General features: G+C 43.3%; 18 protein-coding genes. 12 read left to right on the top strand and 6 right to left on the bottom strand.

Going from position 1 to position 22,810, the window contains the following annotated elements:
* Window positions 1-21: 21 nt before the first annotated feature.
* The 6 genes from ACY8D0_RS01245 to ACY8D0_RS01220 form a co-directional block, all read right to left on the bottom strand.
* Window positions 22-2,265 (bottom strand): histidine kinase dimerization/phospho-acceptor domain-containing protein, encoded by a 2,244-nt coding sequence (locus tag ACY8D0_RS01245; RefSeq protein ID WP_462408701.1) that lies wholly within the window; start codon window positions 2,263-2,265, stop codon window positions 22-24.
* The gene (locus ACY8D0_RS01240; RefSeq protein ID WP_462408700.1) at window positions 2,243-2,935 is read right to left on the bottom strand and encodes a response regulator transcription factor; all 693 of its coding nucleotides are present in this window, start codon (window positions 2,933-2,935) and stop codon (window positions 2,243-2,245) included. The genes ACY8D0_RS01245 and ACY8D0_RS01240 overlap by 23 nt, the downstream gene beginning before the upstream one ends.
* A 609-nt stretch (window positions 2,936-3,544) precedes the next feature.
* Entirely contained in the window at window positions 3,545-6,301 is a 2,757-nt protein-coding gene (locus tag ACY8D0_RS01235) for a dynamin family protein (RefSeq protein ID WP_462408699.1), read from the bottom strand.
* 273 nt (window positions 6,302-6,574) lie between these two features.
* Window positions 6,575-7,297 carry an amino acid ABC transporter ATP-binding protein gene (locus tag ACY8D0_RS01230; RefSeq protein WP_462408698.1) on the bottom strand — a complete coding sequence of 241 codons (723 nt, stop codon included), beginning with the start codon at window positions 7,295-7,297 and terminating at the stop codon, window positions 6,575-6,577.
* Window positions 7,294-7,950: an amino acid ABC transporter permease gene (locus tag ACY8D0_RS01225; RefSeq protein ID WP_462408697.1), complete on the bottom strand. Its 657-nt coding sequence runs from the start codon at window positions 7,948-7,950 to the stop codon at window positions 7,294-7,296. Before ACY8D0_RS01225 ends, ACY8D0_RS01230 begins: the two co-directional genes overlap by 4 nt.
* A gap of 113 nt (window positions 7,951-8,063) precedes the next feature.
* On the bottom strand, window positions 8,064-8,861 hold the full coding sequence (locus ACY8D0_RS01220) for a basic amino acid ABC transporter substrate-binding protein (protein WP_462408696.1): 798 nt from the start codon (window positions 8,859-8,861) through the stop codon (window positions 8,064-8,066).
* Between the two features lie 278 nt (window positions 8,862-9,139).
* Between ACY8D0_RS01220 and ACY8D0_RS01215 the strand changes: the two genes are divergently transcribed.
* The 12 genes from ACY8D0_RS01215 (at window position 9,140) to ACY8D0_RS01160 (ending at window position 22,765) form a co-directional block, all read left to right on the top strand.
* On the top strand, window positions 9,140-9,421 hold the full coding sequence (locus tag ACY8D0_RS01215) for a hypothetical protein (protein WP_462408695.1): 282 nt from the start codon (window positions 9,140-9,142) through the stop codon (window positions 9,419-9,421).
* Window positions 9,422-10,169: 748 nt separating this feature from the next.
* On the top strand, window positions 10,170-10,307 hold the full coding sequence (locus ACY8D0_RS01210; RefSeq protein WP_462408694.1) for a hypothetical protein: 138 nt from the start codon (window positions 10,170-10,172) through the stop codon (window positions 10,305-10,307).
* Between the two features lie 300 nt (window positions 10,308-10,607).
* Window positions 10,608-10,937, top strand: coding sequence for a MerR family transcriptional regulator (locus ACY8D0_RS01205; protein WP_406603192.1), 330 nt, complete (start codon window positions 10,608-10,610; stop codon window positions 10,935-10,937).
* A gap of 198 nt (window positions 10,938-11,135) precedes the next feature.
* Window positions 11,136-12,395 (top strand): ammonium transporter, encoded by a 1,260-nt coding sequence (locus ACY8D0_RS01200; protein WP_462408693.1) that lies wholly within the window; start codon window positions 11,136-11,138, stop codon window positions 12,393-12,395.
* Window positions 12,396-12,482: 87 nt separating this feature from the next.
* Window positions 12,483-13,469, top strand: a complete 987-nt coding sequence (locus ACY8D0_RS01195) for a DUF294 nucleotidyltransferase-like domain-containing protein (protein WP_462408692.1) — start codon at window positions 12,483-12,485, stop codon at window positions 13,467-13,469.
* Entirely contained in the window at window positions 13,456-14,184 is a 729-nt protein-coding gene (locus ACY8D0_RS01190) for an exonuclease domain-containing protein (RefSeq protein ID WP_462408691.1), read from the top strand. The genes ACY8D0_RS01195 and ACY8D0_RS01190 overlap by 14 nt, the downstream gene beginning before the upstream one ends.
* A gap of 403 nt (window positions 14,185-14,587) precedes the next feature.
* Window positions 14,588-15,496 (top strand): branched-chain-amino-acid transaminase, encoded by a 909-nt coding sequence (gene ilvE, locus ACY8D0_RS01185; protein ID WP_462409913.1) that lies wholly within the window; start codon window positions 14,588-14,590, stop codon window positions 15,494-15,496.
* A gap of 11 nt (window positions 15,497-15,507) precedes the next feature.
* Window positions 15,508-17,175, top strand: a complete 1,668-nt coding sequence (gene ilvD / locus ACY8D0_RS01180; RefSeq protein WP_462408690.1) for a dihydroxy-acid dehydratase — start codon at window positions 15,508-15,510, stop codon at window positions 17,173-17,175.
* 750 nt (window positions 17,176-17,925) lie between these two features.
* On the top strand, window positions 17,926-19,656 hold the full coding sequence (ilvB, locus tag ACY8D0_RS01175; protein ID WP_462408689.1) for a biosynthetic-type acetolactate synthase large subunit: 1,731 nt from the start codon (window positions 17,926-17,928) through the stop codon (window positions 19,654-19,656).
* Window positions 19,653-20,174 (top strand): acetolactate synthase small subunit, encoded by a 522-nt coding sequence (gene ilvN, locus ACY8D0_RS01170; RefSeq protein WP_462408688.1) that lies wholly within the window; start codon window positions 19,653-19,655, stop codon window positions 20,172-20,174. Before ilvB ends, ilvN begins: the two co-directional genes overlap by 4 nt.
* A 28-nt stretch (window positions 20,175-20,202) precedes the next feature.
* Window positions 20,203-21,234 carry a ketol-acid reductoisomerase gene (ilvC, locus tag ACY8D0_RS01165; protein WP_462408687.1) on the top strand — a complete coding sequence of 344 codons (1,032 nt, stop codon included), beginning with the start codon at window positions 20,203-20,205 and terminating at the stop codon, window positions 21,232-21,234.
* The gene (locus tag ACY8D0_RS01160) at window positions 21,221-22,765 is read left to right on the top strand and encodes a 2-isopropylmalate synthase (protein WP_462408686.1); all 1,545 of its coding nucleotides are present in this window, start codon (window positions 21,221-21,223) and stop codon (window positions 22,763-22,765) included. Before ilvC ends, ACY8D0_RS01160 begins: the two co-directional genes overlap by 14 nt.
* The last annotated feature ends 45 nt before the right edge of the window (window positions 22,766-22,810 follow it).

The following is a 22,810-nucleotide window of genomic DNA, read 5'->3' as shown; positions in this document are numbered from 1 at the left end:
CGGCTTGAAGGAAGACGGAAATCATTCCTCCAGCTTTAAAAGGATACTGACTTTAAACAAATCGCCATCTGTCTCAATATCGAGCCTCCCTTCATGCAGGTCGACAATCGATTTAGCAATGGCCAGCCCCAACCCGGAGCCCTCCGTATGCCGTGAGGTATCTCCCCGTTTAAATCGTTCGAACAACTCCTCACTATTATCATTGAGCTCATATTTGGAGACATTCTTAAAAGTAATTATCGCGTGGCCATTCTCTTTTGAAATCCTAATATAAACCCGCGAATTTTCCAGTGAATATTTTAGGATATTTCCTATTAGATTATCAAAAACCCGCCACATCTTTTGCCCATCCACCAGTGCAAAAATAGGCTTTTCAGTATTAGCTACCCGAAACTGCAGGCTGGAATCATTAATAATATCGTCGTATTCCCCTAGTGCCTGCTGCAAAAGCTGCACCAGATCCACTTTCTCTTTATTTAACTTGATATTACCGCTCGCCATTTTGGACACCTCGAACAAATCGTCAATCAGCACCTTTAACCGTTTGGATTTCCGGTCAATAATCTCCAGATAGGCAGCCTTGTCCCCGTCCGAAACATCATTGTTTTTCAACAGTTCTGTATAAGTAATAATCGATGTCAACGGTGTCCTCAAATCATGACTGACATTGGTAATCAATTCTGTTTTCAGGCGTTCACTTTTTGCTTGCTCGTTTTGTGAGTGCTTGTAGCCCTGCTTTAATACATTAATGTTTCCAGCCAGCGTGGCCAGCGCCGTTTTTCCGGACACATCAAGGTTATCTCCTAATTTCCCTGAAGCGATTTCTTTTGTTTTTTCAACAATCCGGTTAAAATAAGCAATTTTATGAACCACAATAAGGGCCAATGGAACGCCGATACCCCCTATGAGGATCAGATACATAAGAATAAAAACAGGATGGATGATGGTCATGACGGCAGCTGTCCCCAAACCATAGATCAGGATTAAAACTATCAAAATCTGTATGCCAGCTGTTTGATTTAAAAATGCGGCTTGAAAACTCTTAAATATTTTTGCTGCTAACTGACTGAATTTCTTCCATGCTTTAAAAAGCAGTCCCTGTTTCCATTCCGCTTTGACCTTCTGCCAATCCTTTACGCTCGAGGTTAGGTATTTCCACTGTAAATACGTATAGTACATGCAGCAGGAAGCAACAATTAGGCCGGCCACGTTTTCAACCGCATCAGTTGGAATTTCCAATACATATTCTGTTTGGCTGCTAACAAAGAAAATAGCTGAGATGACTCCTATACCGGTCAGCATAAACAACAGCCCTCTTACATCGAGCGGCAGCTTATTATAGTAAGGGCGCCACTTTTCTACTGTAGCAGGAAAAGCTTTAGATTTTTTTAACATCAATAAACTGAACAGCAGGGTGATAACCCCTGAGATGGCATAAATTAGAAGCAGCCATTGATTCCGCTTATATTTTTCATATTCGACCATAAACGGATTTGCCGTTGATAAAGATAGAGGTATTGCAATCTTCCCTTCAAAAGTCGTTGCTGTTGTCGGAAGGATGGAATCCAGTAGAGGCTCATAACCTCCAACACTGTAATTGATGGCATAATCCCTTCCTATAGTCATGTTGGTTAAAAAAAGGGTATTTTTTTGATTCATATGCACTTTTGGTGCTTCTGCTCCTGACTTTGGCAGATCCGTATATTCTTTTTTGGTTTCCGTATTTTTGAAATCGTATTGAAAGGCATCGTTATAGCGTTCAAATTCCGAGCGCAAAGATTCTCTTTGTTTATAGTATTTTTCCAGTTGGTCTTCTTTTTCTTTAACAACCTTTGGCCGGACATAGTCGTCACTCTTGAAATTATTGGTGATGTCCTCAATCTTGGCATCACGTTCAGCCTTAAAAGCATCTTCTGCTTCCTTGTTTCCAGCGTCAATGGCCCCCTGGATTCTCTCTTCATATTGGGCTTTGATGTTATCGACCTGTTCCGGGAGTGTGCCATACCGATAACGGTGTTCATCAATATCCTCTTTAGTTACGGTGATGGCTTTCTTTGCCTCTTCCAATGAAAGGTCATACAGTTTGAAGGTACTTAAATAGCCGGCAAATTGATCCACTTCACTCTGGAATTCAGGCGTGTGAAAATAATCCCTATGTATGTAATGGCTGCCGTACATGAAGGCTGCAAGGATACCGCTTAACCCAAACGAAACCAAGAACGTCCATGCCCCCATGATGAATCTATTTTTCCATTTTGTATCCAATCCCCCATACCACCTTTAAATATCTTGGATTTTTTGGATCAATTTCAATCTTTTCACGGATTTTCCGGATGTGGACAGCCACCGTGTTTTCCGCATTATAACCGGGTTCTTTCCAAACCCGTTCATAAATCTCGTCTATGGAAAACACCCGTCCGGCATTCGTCATCAGCAATTCTACGATTTTATATTCAATCGGTGTCAGCTTGACGGGTTCCCCATTTACTGTTACCTCTTTTGCTGATGGGTCTAAAACAAGACCATGTAAATCAATGACCTTTTTGACGCCCTCAAACGTGCCAAGCGTCACATATCTTCTTAGCTGGGATTTGACCCTTGCGACCAGTTCCATCGGGTTGAAAGGCTTGGTTACATAGTCATCAGCCCCTACCTGCAACCCTAAAATCTTATCGGTGTCCTCACTCTTGGCGCTTAAAATAATGATTGGAATATTTTTCTCTTCACGAATTTTATATGTAGCAGAAATCCCGTCCAGCCTCGGCATCATGACATCTAATATAATCAGATGAACCGGATGTTCATGTAAGATTTCTAACGCTTCAATTCCATCCTTTGCTTTCAGAACAGTAACGCCTTCATTTTTTAAATAAATTTCAATCGCTTCGCGAATTTCCTTTTCATCATCAACCACAAGTACATAATATGGATCCATACTCCCCCTGCTTTCCAAAGTTCTTCATGTCCTAGATAATAATGGTAAAATCTTAACTTTACTTTACTATAAATCTTAAGATTTTCTTAAATTTTTTTAGAAAAGCGGAAGCGCCCTCGGAACAAGCACAAAACGCTTGTTCCAGCGAAGCCTATTCTAAGAAGCTTTCCTTAGTGGTCAGCGCACGACAGGCCTGGAGATAAGGTGAAACTTCAATCAGCGAGCGTTTTTCTCGCTGATTGTTAGTTGAACCAATCGGGTTCTTACGGGCAGTTGAGAATCTACTGCCCGTTGAACGGGATAAAGGAAACACGATGAGCCAAGCAACTACCTGAATAGGCTTCATCGGCTTTGCGACGAGCTGAACAGCCGCTTCCTTGAATAATCTTTGGCGCAGGAGCAGGAGGCGCAATCGTGCTTGACTTATCGTAGGGCGGAGACTGAAGGCGTCTCGTCGCTAGGGCGCTCCTCGAAAAAGCTATCGCTTTTTCTTCGTGCGATGCTTATGCTGTCGAAGCTTTCCTTGTGGAGCTAGACAGTTCTCAAAGGCATAACTTTATACTGACGAAAAAAGGAAGATGCCGATTGACATCTTCCCAAAATAAGAGATTAGTATACTGTTTGCATGCCTCTTCCGGCTATGGTCATCCATTCAAACTGGCGCAGCCGAAGTTCAAATAAGGTCAATGGGTCACGGAATATTTCCGGATTCTTATTTAACCGGTCAAGTTTTGCTTGGCGGTCATCGATTTCGATTCTGGTTTCTTCCGCTGTCTCTGTAAGGATGGTTAACGGATTTTTTAAAAATAAACTGACATCCCGCTCCAATGATCTTTCAAACAGCTGGAACGGCTGGAAGAACTGGCGGCACACCGACTGGGCCGTTTCTGTATAATCTTCATTTTCCACAAATGCCTTGTATTTGTTATATAGCATGGTTTTATTATTGGATAAAGAGCCCAATAACCTACCGGCACTCTTCAGTAAAAATTGCGAAGGGGTCCGGCGCAGCAGTATATTTTCCTTTTCCAGACTAAATCCGCTCGTCAATCTGTTGACATCGCGTCCCCAGTCATCCAGCACCCGAAAATCGCATTCGAGTCGGAGACGCTCTTCCCCGTAAATGCTGTTAAATCCTTGTGCCAGTTCATTTAAATACTCTTGGCTCTGGTCCAACTCTTCCTTGCAGTTAAACAGCCAATCCTGGAGCATACGGTAATATTTAGGGATTACCTGGGTCTCCAAGAAATCCTCCAGCCGCTTATTCATTTCATCATTTAAGTCTAAATGAACCTTGCTGAAGTTGCTGTCTTCCTTAATAAGGTCAGAACATTCCCGCAGCCTTAACGGAACCCCGGCCATTATTTCTTCTTCGATGGTCTGCTTCATGGAGTGGTAAGACTTCGTGATCGCTTTTGCTTTATGCAGCACAGAATCACTGAGTTGGTTGACGGCACCCGTCAGCTTAGCATGCATCTCCTGATTCCAATGGACGGCATCCGCCAATTCATTTTCCACATCAATTCGTTTTTGCAGAAGGGAAGCGATGGTGGTACGGATATAATAGAGCAGCTTCGCCAATCGCTTATCTTCTAAATTTCTCGTATTTTTAACGGATTGAAGGAATTCTTGTAAATATCCCAGCTGCTGGTTCCGGTCATATTGGGCAGAAAAAGCAAATACCTTTGCATCCGGCAGCAACGACGTAATTCCTGCTTTTGTTTCTTCCAAAATGCGAATGGCATCCTGTTCATTCGGGATGGTATCCATCTTCGTTAACAGAAAATGGATAGGTATATCGGGTGCCAACCCTTGGATTTGAGACATGATTCCTTTTTCTTTATCCGTTAACGGCACATTTGCGTCTAATACAAACAAGACGGTATCTGCAACATGAAGATAGGCCAATACATCCTGAAGGTCAGCGTGAGGGGTTCCCTTCAATCCTGGAGTATCAATGAAAGTCAGCTGATTTTCCCCTATAAACTGATTCGGCAGCTTGTATTCAATAACTGATTGGAGAGCATGACGGAGCCGATCCATACGCTCTTGGAAGGCAGTAAATCCTTCAAGACTATTGATCTCCCAATCCGTAATTTCTGTGATTTCCAATTCCTCAGCGCTCTTAAACATGACCACTGTGGAAGTAGGGCCATCCTGTAAGGGCTCCCCTAAGACCGTGTTAATAAATGCGGATTTTCCGCTGCCGCTGAGTCCAGCCACAAGGATGTGCTGTGTATCAAAGTCGACCAGTTGGCGGGCAACCCATTGCATCCGGCCATTATCGCCCATCTCGTGAGCTTGGGCCCACCTAATGATGGAGGCAAACAAGTTCAGGCACTCTTCCAACTCATCCATTTCCACAGCAGTGGTACTGACGACTTTTTCGGCCTCTTCCACGATCAACAAACTTAGGCTGGCAGGAAACAGTTCATTCCAAGACAACAACGCAGCAGCGCTCAATACCACATGGGCGCCATCCGCGAGCCGCAGCCAGTTGGTAAGCAGTTCAGGAACGATTTCTACCAGCTGCTTGATAAAATAATCACCGCCGATAAAATGGAAATACGTTTCTTTAAATAGCCTGGACAGCAATGTCCATTGATCATCACGGCTAATGTCTAGGTTCAAGAATAAATAATTGATTTCTTTTAACCATGAAAAATAAGTTTCTTCAAACTTATAACTATTCCAAAACGACGAAACCAACTGTTCAAACTTTTTCCTGTCAACCCCATACAGACTGACTAAAACCTCAGAAAAATAATTTGGGGCAAAGCTTTTAGTAATCCCTTGGTCCACATAAGAACGGAGAATGTCGAACCAGTTAAATGACTGGGTCCGTTTTGCTTCATTGACGGCTAGTTCAACCGCATTTCCCCAATCTCCCTGCTCTTCGAAGAAGTTTCGGGCGATGGAAGTAAGATTCGGATAATCGGGATTGGAGACAATCGCTTTTTTGATTTCAGCCGTTGCCGCTTGCAGTTTTTCCCGGTCAATATATAACGAAAATAGCTTCAACGACAGTTCCGATTTTAAAGTAGGATTTTCTGTCACAATGGCCGTATACAGGTCTTCCGCCGTCGATAGAATCCCTAGTTTGTAATAAGCATCCGCTGTATTTTTCTTGGCCCACGGCTCTAGTTCATTGATGATGTTTTCCCATTTAAAGATGGCCGCTTCATAATCTTTGGCATGAAAATAGACCTCCCCCTGTGCGTATCGAATATTCGTTAATTCGGGAAGGTCTTTTTTCGCTTCCTCTTGGAAGGCCTCGCCGAGCACTTCAATGGGATGGATATCTTCAAGTTCATTAATGAACATTTTATAATAGGTTTTATCAATTAATTGTTGCTCTAACGTCATTTCTTTCCCTCCAATTGCAACATTCTTTTGTATACTTATGGAAAAGAGTCACAATTATTCCTTATACTATTCGACGAAGCTTTAGAAAATAAGTCCTTATTTTCCGATTTTACCAAAGGTATTTTTTAAAAGCATGACAGAAGTGTTTCAATTTAAAGACAACAAGAAAAGTGCAAGCAAGCTTTCCTTATATAGATGGACAATTCTCGAAGTAGCAATATACTCTCTTATTCCATTAAAAAAGAGGGCTGGTATGCCCCCCATACTCTAAAACTATAAAACTTTGCTTAAGAATGCTTGTGTCCGTTCCTCATTTGGGTGTTCAAATAACTCTTTAGGGACATTTTCTTCCACGATGACACCGCCATCCATAAACAATACCCTGTCCCCCACCTCTCTGGCAAACCCCATTTCATGGGTGACAACCACCATGGTCATCCCTTCTTTGGCCAATTGTTTCATGACCTCGAGCACTTCACCGACCATTTCCGGGTCTAGTGCAGATGTCGGTTCGTCAAACAACATGATTTTCGGCTCCATCGCAAGAGCCCTTGCAATCGCCACCCGCTGTTTTTGTCCGCCGGATAAAGAATCGGGATAGGCATCCGCTTTATCGGCTAACCCAACTTTGGCCAGCAGCTCCAAGCCTTTGGCTCTTGCTTTTTCTTCCGTCACATTCCTGACCTTCATCGGGGCAAGCATAATATTCTGCAGCACCGTTTTATGCGGGAACAAGTTAAATTGTTGAAACACCATTCCCACCTCGGTACGGATCTTATTAATATCCGTCTTTTTGTCGGTAATGTCCACTCCACCAATTAACACTTGGCCCCCAGTGATGGACTCCAGTAAATTGATACACCGAAGCAAGGTTGACTTGCCGGATCCGGACGGACCAATGACAACGACCACTTCTTGTGGTTTTATGGTGACATTAATATTTTTCAGAACTTCATTTTTCCCAAAGGTCTTTTTTAAACTATTTACTTCAATCATTCTGTCGCCAGCCTTCTTTCCAGTCGGGATAACAATAAGCTTAACGAAAAAGTTAGAACAAGATAAATGAGTGCTGCTGTAAGGTAAGGCTCCCATACCCGGTAATATTGGCCCTGCATGGCTTGTCCCCAGTATAAAAGCTCTTTTACCGCGATAATAGCCGCTAATGAAGAGTCCTTAATTAAAACAATAAACTCGTTGCCTAATGGCGGAATCATCCGCTTAAACGCCTGAGGGAGAATGACAAACCGCATCGCCTGCCGGTGATTCATCCCCAATGATCGGGCAGCTTCCATCTGGCCTTTATCAATCGATTGAATTCCTGCCCGAAAAATTTCCGATACATACGCTGCCGAATTTAATGACAGGGCGGTAATGGCTGCAACGATACCATTTGTTTCCCCCAGAATGAGCCTTACCAGACCAAAGTGAACTAGTAAGATTTGCACCAATAAAGGTGTGCCTCGAAAGAAAGCTATATAAATATGGAACGGCAAGGCAACCCACTTATTTTTGGACATTTTCCCCAGCCCAATAAACAAACCAAGAATACAGCCTATTATAATACTAACAATAGAAAGCCCAATGGTGAGTAAGGTGCCTTTTGCAAAGAAAGGAGCGTATTCAGCGAGTATATCCCAACGTATTTCCATTAAATAATCCCCCAATTAAAATTTGCGGCTACTTGGTGCATTCCAGTTATCTTCCATATAAAAATTGCGTAACTTCTTATTCAAAAAGAGTTACGCAATTTTCTTGCTCCCATTTATTGCTGGGCTTTAATTTCTGTCAAATCCGGATCAACTTTGAACCACTTTTTGTATAATTTGGCGTATTCCCCGTTTTCCAACATTTCCTTTATCGCTTTATCAAACTCTGCCTTCAGTTTGCTGTCCTTTGGGAACATGACGCCATAGAATTCTTTTTCAAAAACCTCGTCTTCAATAATAATAAAATTGTCTTTTGGATTATTTTTAACATATTCTTCAATGACGGTATTGTCAGCAACAACCGCATCGGCACCGCCGCCTTTAAGCTCCATGATTGCAAGGTTGTTATCTTTAAATTTCTTAATGTTCTTGTTTTCCGCACCTAAAAGCTTCTCTACGGCCGTCATACCGGTAGTCCCGTTCTGAACTGCCACCACTTTATCCTTTAAATCCTCAGCACTTTTGATCGAGCTGTCTTTTGGAACCATGATTTTATTAGTGGATAAAAAGTATGGAACCGAAAAATCATAGGATTTTTTCCGTTTGTCAGTAATGGTAATGGCAGAAACAGCGGCATCTGCTGTTTTTCCTTCAATTTCTACGAATACAGGGTCCCAGCCAACATGTTCAACCTTCGCTTCATAGCCTGCCTGCTTTGCAACCGCCTTTACAAAATCAATATCAAAACCCACGACTTCCCCTTTGTCCTGATACTCAAACGGTGCATATGCAGCATCAGTGACGATTCTTAAGGTCTTCTTTTCCCCTTCTCCTCCCGTTTTGCTGGTTCCACATGCGGAGAGGAATAACAAAAACACAACAGATATCATGGCCATTAACTTCCACTTTTTCATTTACTTCGCCCCCTAATATTTTTTTATAAAAATACTTTTTTGCAAATATTATTAATTTTTAAAATATACATGATTATAAAGTATTTATAATATTTATTCAACCATTTTATTATTTACTATATTTATAGAGTTAATGAAAACAGCCAGCTGGTTTAATCATGAAAAAGCAAATTTTTTTAATGGCACATTTGGCTTGAACACCTAGGCATCAGCCGTTTCCCAGAAACTTCTCCTGCATAATGTATAGGGTACCAATTACCTATAAGGAGAGATGCCCAGTGTACCCGTATGGCTATTATCCACCGCAGAATATGCAAATTGACTATCACACATACGTTCCCGTTGAATCGTATACTCCATACACTCAACCCGAACAAAATGACCCCGGCAGACAACCTCAACAGTTGGAAAGAAGAGTGGCTCAGTTGGAGAGAGCCAATGAACGGCAGGAAAGAGAGATTCAGCAACTACAGCGCCGGCTCCAGCGCGTCAACCAGCGTCTTCGGGCAGTAGAAAGACGTTTCAACTTCCCATTTACACCATTTGATGGAGAATATTAAGAATCCAAATAAGTATGATGAGGATGGCTCAACAGGGAACTTCCCCTAAATTGAGTCATCCTCTTTGTGTTTTTATAGAAAAAAGAGAATAACTTTTGACTTTGAGAATTATCTAGCTCCACAAGGAAAGCTTCGACAGTATAAGCATCGCACGAAGAAAAAGCGATAGCTTTTTCGAGGAGCGCCCTAGCGCTTAGTGTACTTCGCTCTCCGCCCTACGATAAGTCAAGCACGATTGCGCCTCTTTGCTCCTGCGCCAAAGATTATTCAAGGAAGCGGCTGTTCAGCTTTGTCGCAAAGCCGATGAAGCCTATTCAGGTAGTTGCTTGGCTCTTCGTGTTTCCTTTATCCCGTTCAACGGGCAGTAGATTCTCAACTGCCCGTAAGCACCCGATTGGTTCAACTAACCATCAGCGAAAAAAACGCTCGCTGATTGAAGTTCCACCTTATCTCAGTTGGAGAGCTCCACAAGGAAGGCTTCGGCAGTATAGGCATCGCACGAACAAAAAGCGGCAGCTTTTTAGAGGAGGCCATACGGCGCTGACCACTAAGAAAAGCTTCTTAGAATAGGCTTCGCAGGAACAAGCGTTTTGTGCTTGTTCCGAGGGCGCTTCCGCTTTTCTTAGTCAGATTTCCTTTCAAAAAAGCAGCACTGCATAAAATCTCTGTCAGACTTTCTAACAGAACCACTGACAAAACCTGAAATTTCAGCTAATTTACAAGTATAAACTTAGAGAGGAAGATCGTAATGTATCGGAAAAGTGATATCAAATTAGCCGAAACCATCATTGAATTAGATAAATTACGAGATGAATTATATGAAGAACTCATGCTTCTGTTGGGTTCAAAGGCAAATGAGCTTTTGCGGAGGCTTCAAAATTATTGATGAGTTTTTACAAGGAGGGGATAAAGAGTGTCTACTCATTTGCGAAGGGGCCTTGACCAATTAAAAGAGTTTTATATAAAACGTTTGTCGCGGTTGGAACAGTTTTCCAAATTGGAGTTAACCTCATTGACAATCAGCGAGTTAGAATATTTATATAAAAACTCTATTCCCCCTAATAAAAGCTCCAAAGAAATTTCTTCTTAAAACTTAAAACTTTTTATTACCAAAGTTCCTATTCATGTGAGAAAATATAACATATAATAGAAAAAAATGTTAATCAGGGTGTGGTGAGAAACAATAATGGACTCCTCTTACAAAGATAAAAAGGTGATAACCATTGGCATCGTCAGGGATCTGACAGGACTTTCCGAGAGACAAATTCGTTATTATGAGGAGAGAAAACTGATTTTCCCTGAGCGAACACCAGGCGGAAGCCGAAAATATTCGTTTTCCGACGTCGAATTACTGGTGGAGATCGCTAACAAAATTGAAGACGGCGTGCAAACGCATGAAATTAGGAAAGAAATGATTCGTGCTCAGAAGAAACAAACTCAAGATGAAATTAGGCGCAAGATGATCCAAGGACAATTAAATGCTCAATTCGGTTTACGAAAAGGCCCTTCCGCATAAAGTTGCAGGGGCTTTTTTCATTTGGCAAGCGCCCTTCCCGCTTCTACAAACCAAGTTTATCAGCTTATTTTTAACACCTCCTTAAAAACCATGTTAGATTTCCTCCCAAAAATATAGAAGTTATCTCCCCATCATGTCACAATACAACTAAATCAGATGTCATAAATATTGACACAATAAAAAAGAGGGGGAGTAAGAATGGATACCGCATTTTTATTAAACAGTATCTGGGTTATGTTAGGAGCAGTACTTGTCATATTGATGATCGGAGGTTTTATTCTGTTAGAGACAGGATCGACCAGAATGAAAAATGCCGGCCATATTGCCGGTAAAACGATCCTTACCTTCTCAATAGGTTCTGTACTCTTTTGGGCTGTTGGCTTTGGATTGATTTTTGGTAAAGGTAACTCGCTGCTTGGATTCTCTGATTTCTTTTATTCCGGGTATGACATTGACGGCATGTCGCTGTCGGGGGCCGTTTTCTTTTTATTCCAATTAGCCTTTGCGGGAATTTCTTTAACAATAGCCTTTGGAGGATTTGCCGAAAGAGCCAAACTAAGTGCCTATCTAGTATTCTCTGTATTATTTTCCGTTATCGTTTATCCTCCAATCGCTCATTGGATTTGGGGCGGCGGCTGGTTAGCCGAACACGGCAAGCAGGACTTCGCTGGTTCCACAGTTGTCCACTTAACCGGCGCCATGGCATCATTGGCTGCAACGATTATTTTAAAGCCGCGTATCGGTAAATACAACAAAGATGGTTCCGCCAATAATTTAGCAGGTCATAATCAAGTATTTACAGCATTAAGCGTATTACTATTGTGGGTTGGCTGGTTTGGTTTCAATGCAGGCAGTACCTTATCAGCGGATGCAGGATTTTTCGGTTTCGTTGCCGTAAATACTAACTTAGCAGCAGCTGCTGGAACAGTGGCAGCGATGATTGTTTCTTGGATTGTTTTAGGAAAAGCAGATGTTCCTATGATGTTAAATGGCGCCCTGGCTGGATTAGTAGCCATTACGGCTTCCTGTGCATTCGTAGAAACTTGGGCAGCCATCGTTATTGGCTTCATTGCCGGAATTTTAGTATTCTATAGCATTCGTTTCTTTGAAAAAGTGAAGATTGATGATCCAATTGCGGCTCTATCCGTACACGGAGCAGCAGGCGTTTGGGGAACATTATCGACTGGCTTCTTTGCCACAAAAGAATTAGCTACAGTCGGACAGCCTGGAATATTTTACGGCGGCGGCCTTCATCAGCTTGGAGTTCAAGCGCTGGGTGTTCTGGTATGCGGTGCATTCGCCTTTATCGTTTCCTTTATCATTCTGTCCATTATGAAGGCAGTCATGAACGGTCTGCGCGTTACCGAAGAAGAGGAAATTATCGGCCTTGACATGAGTGAGCATGGCAGCTACGGCTATCCTGAACTTGTAAAAGTAGAACAAAAACTGAAAGCTTAATTTCATATCAATAATCATGACAGCTCCTGCAGATGTTTAGAATACTGAAATCTGCAGGAGCGCTTTTCTACGAAAGAAGGGATTGGAATGACTTTTAGCAGCTACTCACAAATAAAAAAACAACGGTTAGAACGCATGGCCGAAGCATCCAAGGACCACTTTCAGTTAAACGATTTTCACGATGATATCTATAAACAGGTCATTCATCTGGCTATTGAATATGCCACCAAAGAAAATGGTCCTCCCCCCTGCACTTTTTCTTTTTTTGTAACGGGCAGCGCCGGAAGATTGGAGCAATCCATATGGAGCGACCAGGACCATGGATTAATTTACCATCATCATTCTTTGGAGGTGAAGTCCTACTTTTTAATGCTGGGAAAAGAAATTTCTAAAGGTCTATACCAAGTCGGTTATCCCTTTTGTGACGGGGGTGTAATGTCGAGTAATCCGCTTTGGTGCAAGTCCATCTCCGAGTGGGAAGTCCAGTTAAACCGCTGGATGGAGGAATCTTCTTGGGAAACCATCCGATACTTGCTCATCTTTCTTGATGCACGGTCCCTCTACGGGGCAGAGAAAGATGTTCACTTGCTAAAAAACCTTATTTTCCATAAGGTCAATAACAGCGATCTAATGAGCAAATTCCTCAATAACACGATGTATTATAAGAAGGGCATCAACGTTTTAGGCATGCTGCTGCCAGAAACCCATGGACAGCATGCAGGCGCACTGAATATTAAGGAAATTGGACTTTTTCCGTATGTAAATGCATTAAGGCTAATGGCGATTAAAGAAAACATGCTTGAAACTTCTACACTTTCACGGCTCGATTCCATTTCCGAAACGATGTCATCTGCGATTGAAAAACCATTATATACACAGCAGTTTTTAAAGCTATTAAACTATCGGCTCTTATTGTGCGACCATACAGATTATGATTCAGGTCATTATTTGTCCTTAAAAAGGCTGACGAAAGAACAGACAAAAGACGTAAAAGACATGATTAAACAGGGAGCCGCACTATTTGCTGCGGTTAAAAAACTGCTGGAAAAGGAAGATTCCTATGGGTCTAAATGATATGATTCAATTTTTCAGACAAATACCCGGCAAACTTTCCCCCACTGTCTATGCTGGCATGCAGGGGCCGTCAAGCATGCAGCAAATGGCTTTTATTCGTGAACTTCAAAGAGAATTGCGCCAGAAAGATGATTTATCGTCTCCGCTAAATGAATTGAAAATAGTGGTATTTGACCTTGAAACAACCGGTTTTCATCCAGAAAAGGGCGATCAGGTGATATCAATCGGTGCGATTAAAATGACTGGCGGCCAGATTGAGGAGGATGAGACCTTTTACTCCTTAGTCAAAACAGACCTTCCCCTTCCAGAAGGTATTTCTACATTGACGAATATCAGCAATGAAGATTTGCACTCTGCTCCGAGTGCTTCAGAGGCATTGATAAAGTTTTTAAAGTTTATCAATAGTGATATTCTCGTTGCCCACCATTCCTTTCATGAGAAATCGTTTATGCAAAAGCTAACTTGGGATTTGTTGAAAATTAGATTCGAACATCGGATTATTGATACATCCTTTTTAACAAGGGTTTCCACCCCTTCTGCCCGCTCATTATCTTTAGAAGAGGTTTGCCATATTAGTGGAATTGAAATCAAAAACAGACATCATGCACTAGGAGATGCCATTATGACCGCAAAAGTTTGGAGTCACTATTTACAGCTTGCAACTGAGAAAGGATTTCATAATTTGAAAGAAGTTTATGAATATATTTCAAAATGAAGGTAATGAACAGAAATTCACTTACTCATATAACGAACAATTAAACTGCAAATTGTTCGCCAAAATCGCAATTTCACTCTTCCTTTTTTACCCACTTTTATTCAATATTCCCAAGTGTTTACTCCGTTTTTCTCCTCTTCAAAAAATTTTCATAATTTTTTTATTTCAGATTTATCCTTAATCCATCAATATTGTAAACGCTACCAGTCAATCCTATTTGTTTGAATTGTCAGATTTTTATATTGACCATGTCTTGAATTGGTTGTATGATTATCGTCAATAAGCACCTATAGAGTCTTAATGCCCTAGTTGAAGATACTCCATTTGCCTTAAGGGCATGGCTGCTATTTTTCATATAGGTTTAATGATGTAAAGCGTTTTTTCATTAAAAGGAGTGGTTATGTTGGGAAGTCAATGGATATTCATTGGCGGAGAGTTCGTCAAGAAAGAGGAGGCTGTCATTTCGGTTTTTGACCATGGTTTTTTGTATGGTGATGGCGTATTTGAAGGTATTCGGGTTTATTCCGGCAATATTTTCAGGCTCGATGCCCACCTCAAAAGGCTATTCGAATCAGCACAGTCCATTATGCTTAGAATTCCGTACACGAAGGAAGAAATGACGCAGCTAATCATTGATACGGTTAGAAAGAATGACCTGCAAAGCGCCTATATTCGCGTCGTGGTATCCCGCGGTAAAGGAAATCTAGGTTTAGACCCTTCTTCCTGCTCCCATCCAAACGTGATTATTATTGCAGAAGAGTTAACCATGTTTCCAAAAGAGTATTACGAAAATGGAATTAAAATCGCTTCTGTTGCGACCCGAAGAAATCGGCCGGATGTACTGAGTCCGCAGATTAAATCACTAAATTATTTAAATAATATTCTAGTAAAACTCGAAGCCAATCAAGCCGGAGTGCAGGAAGCCCTGATGATGAACGACGAAGGCTATGTAACAGAAGGATCGGCTGACAATATCTTCATTGTGAAAAACAATGTTATTTATACTCCTCCGGTTTATTTAGGAGCGTTAGAAGGCATCACCCGCAATGCCATCCTCGATGTGGCCAAGGCAAGCGGATACGAAGTAAAAGAAACTCCGTTCGGGCGGCACGATGTGTATGTGGCAGATGAAGTATTTTTAACCGGAACAGCTGTCGAGGTCATTGCCGTTATCACTGTGGATGGCCGGACCATTAATGATGGGAAACCCGGTAAAGTAACGAATGCCCTTCTGGAGGAATTCCGAAAATTGGTTACCACCGATGGAGTGGCTTGTTATCCCGAGACAGCAAACCATGTCATCGTTAGTTAGGAGATAGAGAAATGCGAAGCGATATGATTAAAAAGGGGATTGATCGTGCTCCCCACCGAAGTTTATTATATGCAGCCGGTGTCAAAACAAGTGATTTGGATAAACCGTTTATCGGTGTTTGTAATTCCTATATTGACATCATTCCCGGCCATAAACACCTAAATACATTCGGTGAAATCGTCAAAGAAGCCATCCGTGAAGCAGGCGGTGTCCCGTTTGAATTTAACACGATTGGTGTAGATGATGGTATCGCCATGGGACATATCGGCATGCGCTACTCGCTGCCAAGCAGAGAGATCATTGCCGACAGTGCGGAAACCGTTATTAATGCCCACTGGTTCGACGGAGTGTTTTACATTCCAAACTGTGACAAAATCACCCCAGGGATGCTGATGGCTGCCGTCAGAACCAATGTCCCTTCTGTTTTCGTTTCAGGCGGACCGATGGAAGCCGGAAGAACCGCAACTGGCAAAGCTTTGTCACTTACTTCCGTTTTTGAAGGTGTCGGTGCTTACCATAGCGGGGCCATGACCCAACAAGAGTTATTAGAGATTGAAAATAATGCCTGCCCGACATGTGGATCCTGTTCAGGAATGTTTACAGCAAACTCGATGAACTGTCTCATGGAAGTTTTGGGCATGGCTGTTCCAGGCAACGGTACAATCGTTGCCACATCTGAAGAAAGACATGAGTTGATTCGTCAGGCTGCGAAACACTTAATCGAGCTGGTTAAGAAGGATATCCGTCCTCGCGACATTGTTACCCGCGAAGCCATCGATAATGCTTTCGCTCTTGATATGGCCATGGGCGGATCCACCAATACCGTCCTCCATACACTAGCTATCGCTCATGAAGCCGGTATTGAGTACGACCTGCGCGAGATCAATAATATCGCTGAGAGAGTCCCTTACCTGGCAAAAATCATGCCTGCATCCGATTATTCGATGCAAGATGTTCATAACGCTGGCGGTGTTAGTGCCATCATCAATGAACTTTATAAAGTGGAAGGCGCCCTTCATAAGGACTGCTTGACCATTACGGGAAAAACACTTGAAGAGAATGTCAAGGATACAGAGATTACCAATACCAACGTCATTCGGACCAAAGATGATCCATACAGCCGTGTCGGCGGCCTTTCTATCCTGTATGGCAATATTGCCCCAGATGGCGCGGTTATCAAAGTCGGTGCCGTGGACCCATCCATAAAAACGTTTTTGGGTGAAGCCATCATATTTGAGTCACAGGACGAGGCGCTGGATAGTATCAACAATGGTACAGTAAAACCGGGTCACGTTGTGGTAATCCGCTATGAGGGCCCTAAAGGCGGACCGGGCATGCCAGAAATGCTAGCCCCTACTTCAGCCATTGTTGGACGCGGTCTTGGAAAAGAAGTGGCTCTTATTACAGACGGCCGTTTTTCTGGGGCCAGCCGAGGAATTTCCATTGGCCATATCTCTCCTGAAGCAGCCGAAGGCGGACCAATTGCTCTTGTAGAGAATGGCGATAAAATTCTAATCGACCTAGAGGCGCGCACCATCGAGCTTCTTGTTGACGATTCAGATTTAGCTGAAAGACGGAAGGCTTGGGTCCAGCCCGAACCAAAGATCAAGTCTGGTTATCTTGCAAAATATGCAAAGCTTGTTACTTCTGCCAATACCGGCGGCGTAATGAAAATATAATAAGAAAAGCGTAAGCGCCCTGGTCAGCGCCGTATGGCCTGGAGTCTCTCCAACTGAGATAAAGGAAACACGATGAGCCGGAGGCGAATCGATGTTGACTTATCGTAGGGCGGAGAGCGAAGGACACTAGGCGCTAGGGCGCTCCTCGAAAAAGCTATCGCTTTTTCTTCGTGCGATGTCTATGCTGCCGAAGCTTTCCTTGTGGAGCTGGACATTTCTCAAAGTAGATTACTTCTAAATTTATTTGTCAGGAAGGAATCCTGGGGTCTAATCAGGGTTTAGGCTCCCTTGTAAAGCCGAGATCTTAGGGCCTTCCAAAAAATTGATAATTTCATAGGTAAATCGATGACGGGAATAAAGGAATAGGGAATTGTATTTTTTCAGAGAGCTGGGGTTGCTGTGAGCCCAGTAATACAATCTATTCCGACATCATCCCTGAGTGTTATTCTGAACAGTGATGCACTTAGTAGGCTTAACCGGGTGTTATTTTGTTTCAACACCTGTTACAAAAAGAAGCGCAATTTTCGTTTTTTGTCGCTTCATGAGGCAGTATTCGTGAGGATACTGTAAATCCGGGTGGTACCGAGAAAAGACCTTTTCTCCCCGATTATTCTGCTTTTGTCTAGTTTTGGCAGTTTATTTGGAGAGGATAGGTCTTTTATGTGTGTCTATATAGCTGCCCCCAAATCATCAGCCTAAAGAAACTCTATTTTTCATAATATTCAAATACTCATAAGGAGGGAATACGACGTGAAAGTAGAAGCGAAGCTGGAATCCCAACCCAGTACTGCACCAAGAATCGGCGCAGACCTTCTCATCGATCTTTTGATAAAAGAAGGTGTTGATACCATTTTTGGGTATCCTGGAGGTGCCGTCCTACCAATATATGATGGCATTTATCGTGCGCGAGGGAGAATCAAACATATTCTCTTCCGCCATGAGCAAGGAATGATACATGCTGCAGAAGGATACGCCCGAATTACCGGAAGACCGGGAGTCGTTATTGCCACTTCTGGTCCGGGAGCAACCAACTTGGTAACGGGAATTACAGACGCAATGATGGATTCCCTGCCTCTGGTTATTTTCACTGGCCAGGTAGCCCGTTCCGTCATTGGAACAGATGCCTTCCAAGAAGCGGATGTAATGGCCATTACGACGCCAATTACAAAACACAATTATCAGGTTCAAGATATAGCAGACCTGCCAAGAATTGTGAAAGAAGCCTTCCATATAGCTTCTACCGGCAGACCAGGCCCTGTTCTAGTTGATGTGCCAAAGGATATCTCAGCAATGATTTTAGAAAGTGATGTACCTGAGGATGCATGTATTGATTTGCCAGGGTATCAGCCAACCATTAAGCCTAACCCTTTACAAATCAGAAAATTGGCCGATTCACTAGCAAAAGCTAAAAAGCCTGTTATTCTCTCAGGAGCAGGTGTCCTGCATGCCCATGCCTCCGCTGAATTAACGGCTTTTGCCGAAAAGCATCAGCTGCCAGTGGTCAATACCCTGCTTGGGATTGGGACATTTCCGGCTGACAGTCCTCTCTCCTTAGGGATGGGCGGTATGCATGGAACTTATGCGGCGAATATGGCGCTATATGAGTGCGATTTGCTCATTAACTTTGGTGCCCGCTTTGATGATCGCTTAACAGGCAATCTTAAACACTTTGCACCAAATGCGAAAGTTGCCCACATTGATGTCGACCCTGCGGAAATTGGCAAAAACGTGCCAACACAGATCCCGATTGTGGGCGATGCAAAGGAAGCATTGAAAGAGCTGTTATTGCAAACAGATGAATCTCCTGAACATGGACCATGGATAGAAAAATTAACAAATTACAAACAGGAGTACCCGCTTTGGTATAAGCTGGATCCTGCCGGGATGAGCCCGCAATGGCTGATTGAAGCCATTCATAAGGCGACCAAAGGTGAAGCCATTGTGGCAACAGACGTTGGGCAGCATCAAATGTGGGCGGCACAATTCTACACCTTCAACAAGCCGCATCGCTGGATCACTTCCGGAGGCTTGGGAACCATGGGCTTTGGTTTTCCGGCAGCCATTGGAGCACAAATGGCTGCTCCTGAAAGCACGGTTGTTGCCATTGTCGGTGATGGCGGTTTCCAAATGACCCTGCAGGAATTATCGGTCATTTATGAACAAAACCTTCCGGTGAAAATTTTCATCGTCAATAATGGCGCACTGGGAATGGTTCGTCAATGGCAGGAACTAATGCACGGAAACCGGATTTCCGAATCCATTCTTGGAAGTCAGCCGAATTTTGTTAAGCTCGCCGAAAGTTATGGCATCCGCGGCCAGAGGATTGACACACAAGAAGACCTAATTGCTTCCCTGCCTGAACTTATTGCCTACGATGGACCAGTATTGGTTGATTGCCGTGTTATCCAACAGGAAAAGGTGTTTCCAATGATGGCCCCTGGCAAAGGTCTTCACGAATTGATTGGAGTGAAACCACTATGAAAAGAATCATTACGCTGACAGTCCGCGACCGCAGCGGGGTTCTCAACCGCGTGACTGGGTTGCTCCAAAGACGGCAATTTAACATTGCCAGCATCTCGGTAGGTCCCACTGAAACAGAAGGTGTCTCCAAGATGACCCTTGTTGTCGAAGTGGAAGATGAACAGCGCTTGGAGCAAGTGACCAAGCAATTAAACAAGCAAATTGATGTTTTGAAAGTTTCTGATATTACCGACAAGGCGATTGTCGTTCGGGAACTGGCCTTAATTAAGGTATCCTCAAGCGCACAGCTGCGCAGTGAAATTAACGGAATCATTGACCCATTCCGGGCCTTGATTATAGATGTAAGTAAAGACAGCCTGGCAGTTCAAATTACCGGCCGGCCTGATAAGATCGATGCACTAATCGAACTGCTCCGCCCTTACGGCATTAAAGAAATTGCCAGAACCGGGCTGACCGCCTTCTTACGCGGGCATCAGCCGCAAGTAAACGAACTGCCATCTTACACACTACTAAAATAAACTAACAGTTTTGAAAGGATGATTCATAATGGTAAAAGTACTTTATAACGGCGATATTCAAGAGGAAGTTTTACAAGGTAAAAAAATTGCGATCATCGGTTATGGCTCTCAAGGTCATGCCCATGCTCTTAACTTAAAGGAAAGCGGCTTTGATGTGGTTGTCGGTTTACGTGAGGGCAAGTCTTGGAATAAAGCAGTGGAAGATGGTGTTGATGTTCGTTCCGTTGCAGAAGCAACAGCAGCGGCTGACATCGTTATGGTTTTACTTCCTGATGAAATGCAGCCAAAAGTTTACCAGGAAAGCATCAAACCAAATTTGGAAGCAGGCAATGCCTTAGTTTTTGCTCACGGTTTTAACATTCACTTTAGCCAAATCGTTCCTCCTGCAGATGTGGACGTATTCTTAGTTGCACCAAAGGGTCCAGGACATTTAGTCCGCCGTACATTTACTGAGGGTGCGGGAGTTCCTGCTCTATATGCAGTTTACCAAGATTATACTGGCCAAGCGCGTGACGTAGCTCTTGCCTATTCTAAAGGAATTGGCGCAGCCCGCGCTGGCGTGTTAGAAACAACCTTCCAAGAAGAAACAGAAACAGACCTTTTTGGTGAACAGGCTGTCCTTTGCGGAGGTACAACTGCCCTTATCAAAGCTGGTTTTGAAACACTTGTAGAAGCTGGTTATCAGCCTGAAGTGGCATACTTTGAGTGCCTGCATGAATTGAAATTAATCGTGGACCTATTATATGAAGGCGGCTTGGAAAACATGCGCTATTCTATTTCCGATACCGCTCAATGGGGAGATTTTGTCTCTGGTCCGCGTGTAGTAAACGAAGAAACTAAAGCACGCATGAAAGAAGTTTTAAAAGATATTCAAACAGGTAAATTTGCCCAAGGCTGGATCTTGGAAAACCAAACAAACCGCCCACAATTCAACGCGATTAACCGCGCTGAAAACAATCACCAAATTGAAGTAGTCGGCCGTGAGCTTCGTGCATTAATGCCTTTCATTAAGAAACCAATTAATGAAAAGAAGGAAGTGGCGGTAAATGGTTCACGTTAACATCTTTGATACAACCTTACGCGATGGCGAGCAGTCCCCTGGTGTGAATTTAAACCAGCTTGAAAAATTGGAAATTGCCAGACAGCTCGAACGATTTGGCATTGACATTATGGAGGCCGGCTTCCCGGCTTCCTCTCAAGGAGACTTTGAAGCGGTAAGAGCCATTGCCAGAACGATTAAGAACTCTTCCGTTACAGGTCTAGCACGGGCGACAAAATCGGACATTGACATTGCGTGGGATGCCTTAAAAGATGCGGCGGAACCAAGGTTGCATGTTTTCATTGCAACCTCCCCTATCCATATGCAGTATAAGCTGTTAAAAACACCGGAGGAAGTCATGCAGACGGCAGTAGATATGGTCGCCTATGCAAAGAAAAGATTTCCTCATATAGAATGGTCTGCAGAAGATGCTTCCAGATCGGATTTGGATTTTCTTGTGCAAATCATTACAAAAGTCATTGATGCAGGAGCCACCGTCATCAATCTTCCGGATACAGTCGGATATACCACTCCCGAAGAATATGGCCGGATGTTCCGTTATATAAGGGAAAATGTCCCGAATATCCATAAAGCTGCCCTTTCCTGCCACTGCCATGATGACCTGGGAATGGCTGTTGCCAACTCCTTGGCCGCCATCGAAAATGGTGTAACACAAGTGGAAGGCACTATCAACGGAATCGGGGAACGCGCAGGCAATGCCGCCTTAGAAGAAATAGCCGTCGCCTTAAATATTCGGCAAGATCGGTACCCTTATACTACTAATCTAGTTTTAAAAGAAATCAAACGTACCAGTGATTTAGTCAGCCGCTTTACCGGAATGAAAGTGCCAGGCAATAAAGCGGTCGTCGGAAGAAATGCTTTTGCACACGAATCCGGCATCCACCAGGACGGTGTGCTAAAAAATGCCTTAACCTATGAAATTATTACACCAGAATTGGTTGGAGTTTCGTCCAATGACCTGGTCCTTGGCAAACACTCAGGACGGCATGCTTTTAAAGATAAAGCGGTCCATATGGGCTTTGATTTAACTGCGGAAAAGCTGAACGAAGCATTCCAATCGTTTAAACAGTTAACAGACCGGAAAAAGGAAGTAACCGATGAAGATCTGTTTACGATACTAACCGATATTCAAACAGCCTCAATCGATATAAAGAAATATGAACTGGTGGCCTTCCAAGTCCAGTACGGTTCCGCCAATCTTCCTACAGCCACGGTTGCTTTGACCAATCCTGAAGGAGAAAGAGTTGAAACAGCCCGCACTGGCGGCGGAAGCGTGGAAGCCCTTTTCAACACGTTAGATGCACTGATTACGGAAGAGATTCACGTAACCGATTATAGCTTAAGTTCTGTCGGCAGAGGCCGTGATGCCCTGGCGGAGGCCCATGTCAAAATGACGGTAAACGGCGTCAATGTCAGCGGCCGCGGTTCGGCCCAAGATGTTTTAGAAGCATCCGGCAAGGCCTTCTTGAATGCGGTCAACCGAGTGTTTTTTAATCAAGGGGCTGTCGAGAAAGAAACAGCACTATTATAAAAGGACGGAGAGGATGTCCTGCGGCTCCCCTCTCCCCCATCGCTT

It is taken from the genome of Neobacillus camarae (assembly GCF_054950115.1).
The sequence above is the reverse complement of the archived record's forward strand: the minus strand, read 5'-3'. Positions and strand labels throughout refer to the sequence as shown.

What these genes read in the sequence shown, in the direction of transcription:
- ilvC (WP_462408687.1), top strand. Translation starts at nt 20,203, where the DNA reads ATGGTAAAAGTACTTTATAACGGCGATATTCAAGAGGAAGTTTTACAA.
- ACY8D0_RS01190 (WP_462408691.1), top strand. Translation starts at nt 13,456, where the DNA reads ATGGGTCTAAATGATATGATTCAATTTTTCAGACAAATACCCGGCAAA.
- ACY8D0_RS01225 (WP_462408697.1), bottom strand. Translation starts at nt 7,950, where the DNA reads ATGGAAATACGTTGGGATATACTCGCTGAATACGCTCCTTTCTTTGCA.
- ACY8D0_RS01230 (WP_462408698.1), bottom strand. Translation starts at nt 7,297, where the DNA reads ATGATTGAAGTAAATAGTTTAAAAAAGACCTTTGGGAAAAATGAAGTT.
- ACY8D0_RS01220 (WP_462408696.1), bottom strand. Translation starts at nt 8,861, where the DNA reads ATGAAAAAGTGGAAGTTAATGGCCATGATATCTGTTGTGTTTTTGTTA.
- ACY8D0_RS01160 (WP_462408686.1), top strand. Translation starts at nt 21,221, where the DNA reads ATGGTTCACGTTAACATCTTTGATACAACCTTACGCGATGGCGAGCAG.
- ACY8D0_RS01200 (WP_462408693.1), top strand. Translation starts at nt 11,136, where the DNA reads ATGGATACCGCATTTTTATTAAACAGTATCTGGGTTATGTTAGGAGCA.
- ACY8D0_RS01240 (WP_462408700.1), bottom strand. Translation starts at nt 2,935, where the DNA reads ATGGATCCATATTATGTACTTGTGGTTGATGATGAAAAGGAAATTCGC.
- ACY8D0_RS01235 (WP_462408699.1), bottom strand. Translation starts at nt 6,301, where the DNA reads ATGACGTTAGAGCAACAATTAATTGATAAAACCTATTATAAAATGTTC.
- ACY8D0_RS01205 (WP_406603192.1), top strand. Translation starts at nt 10,608, where the DNA reads ATGGACTCCTCTTACAAAGATAAAAAGGTGATAACCATTGGCATCGTC.
- ACY8D0_RS01195 (WP_462408692.1), top strand. Translation starts at nt 12,483, where the DNA reads ATGACTTTTAGCAGCTACTCACAAATAAAAAAACAACGGTTAGAACGC.
- ACY8D0_RS01210 (WP_462408694.1), top strand. Translation starts at nt 10,170, where the DNA reads ATGTATCGGAAAAGTGATATCAAATTAGCCGAAACCATCATTGAATTA.
- ilvN (WP_462408688.1), top strand. Translation starts at nt 19,653, where the DNA reads ATGAAAAGAATCATTACGCTGACAGTCCGCGACCGCAGCGGGGTTCTC.
- ilvD (WP_462408690.1), top strand. Translation starts at nt 15,508, where the DNA reads ATGCGAAGCGATATGATTAAAAAGGGGATTGATCGTGCTCCCCACCGA.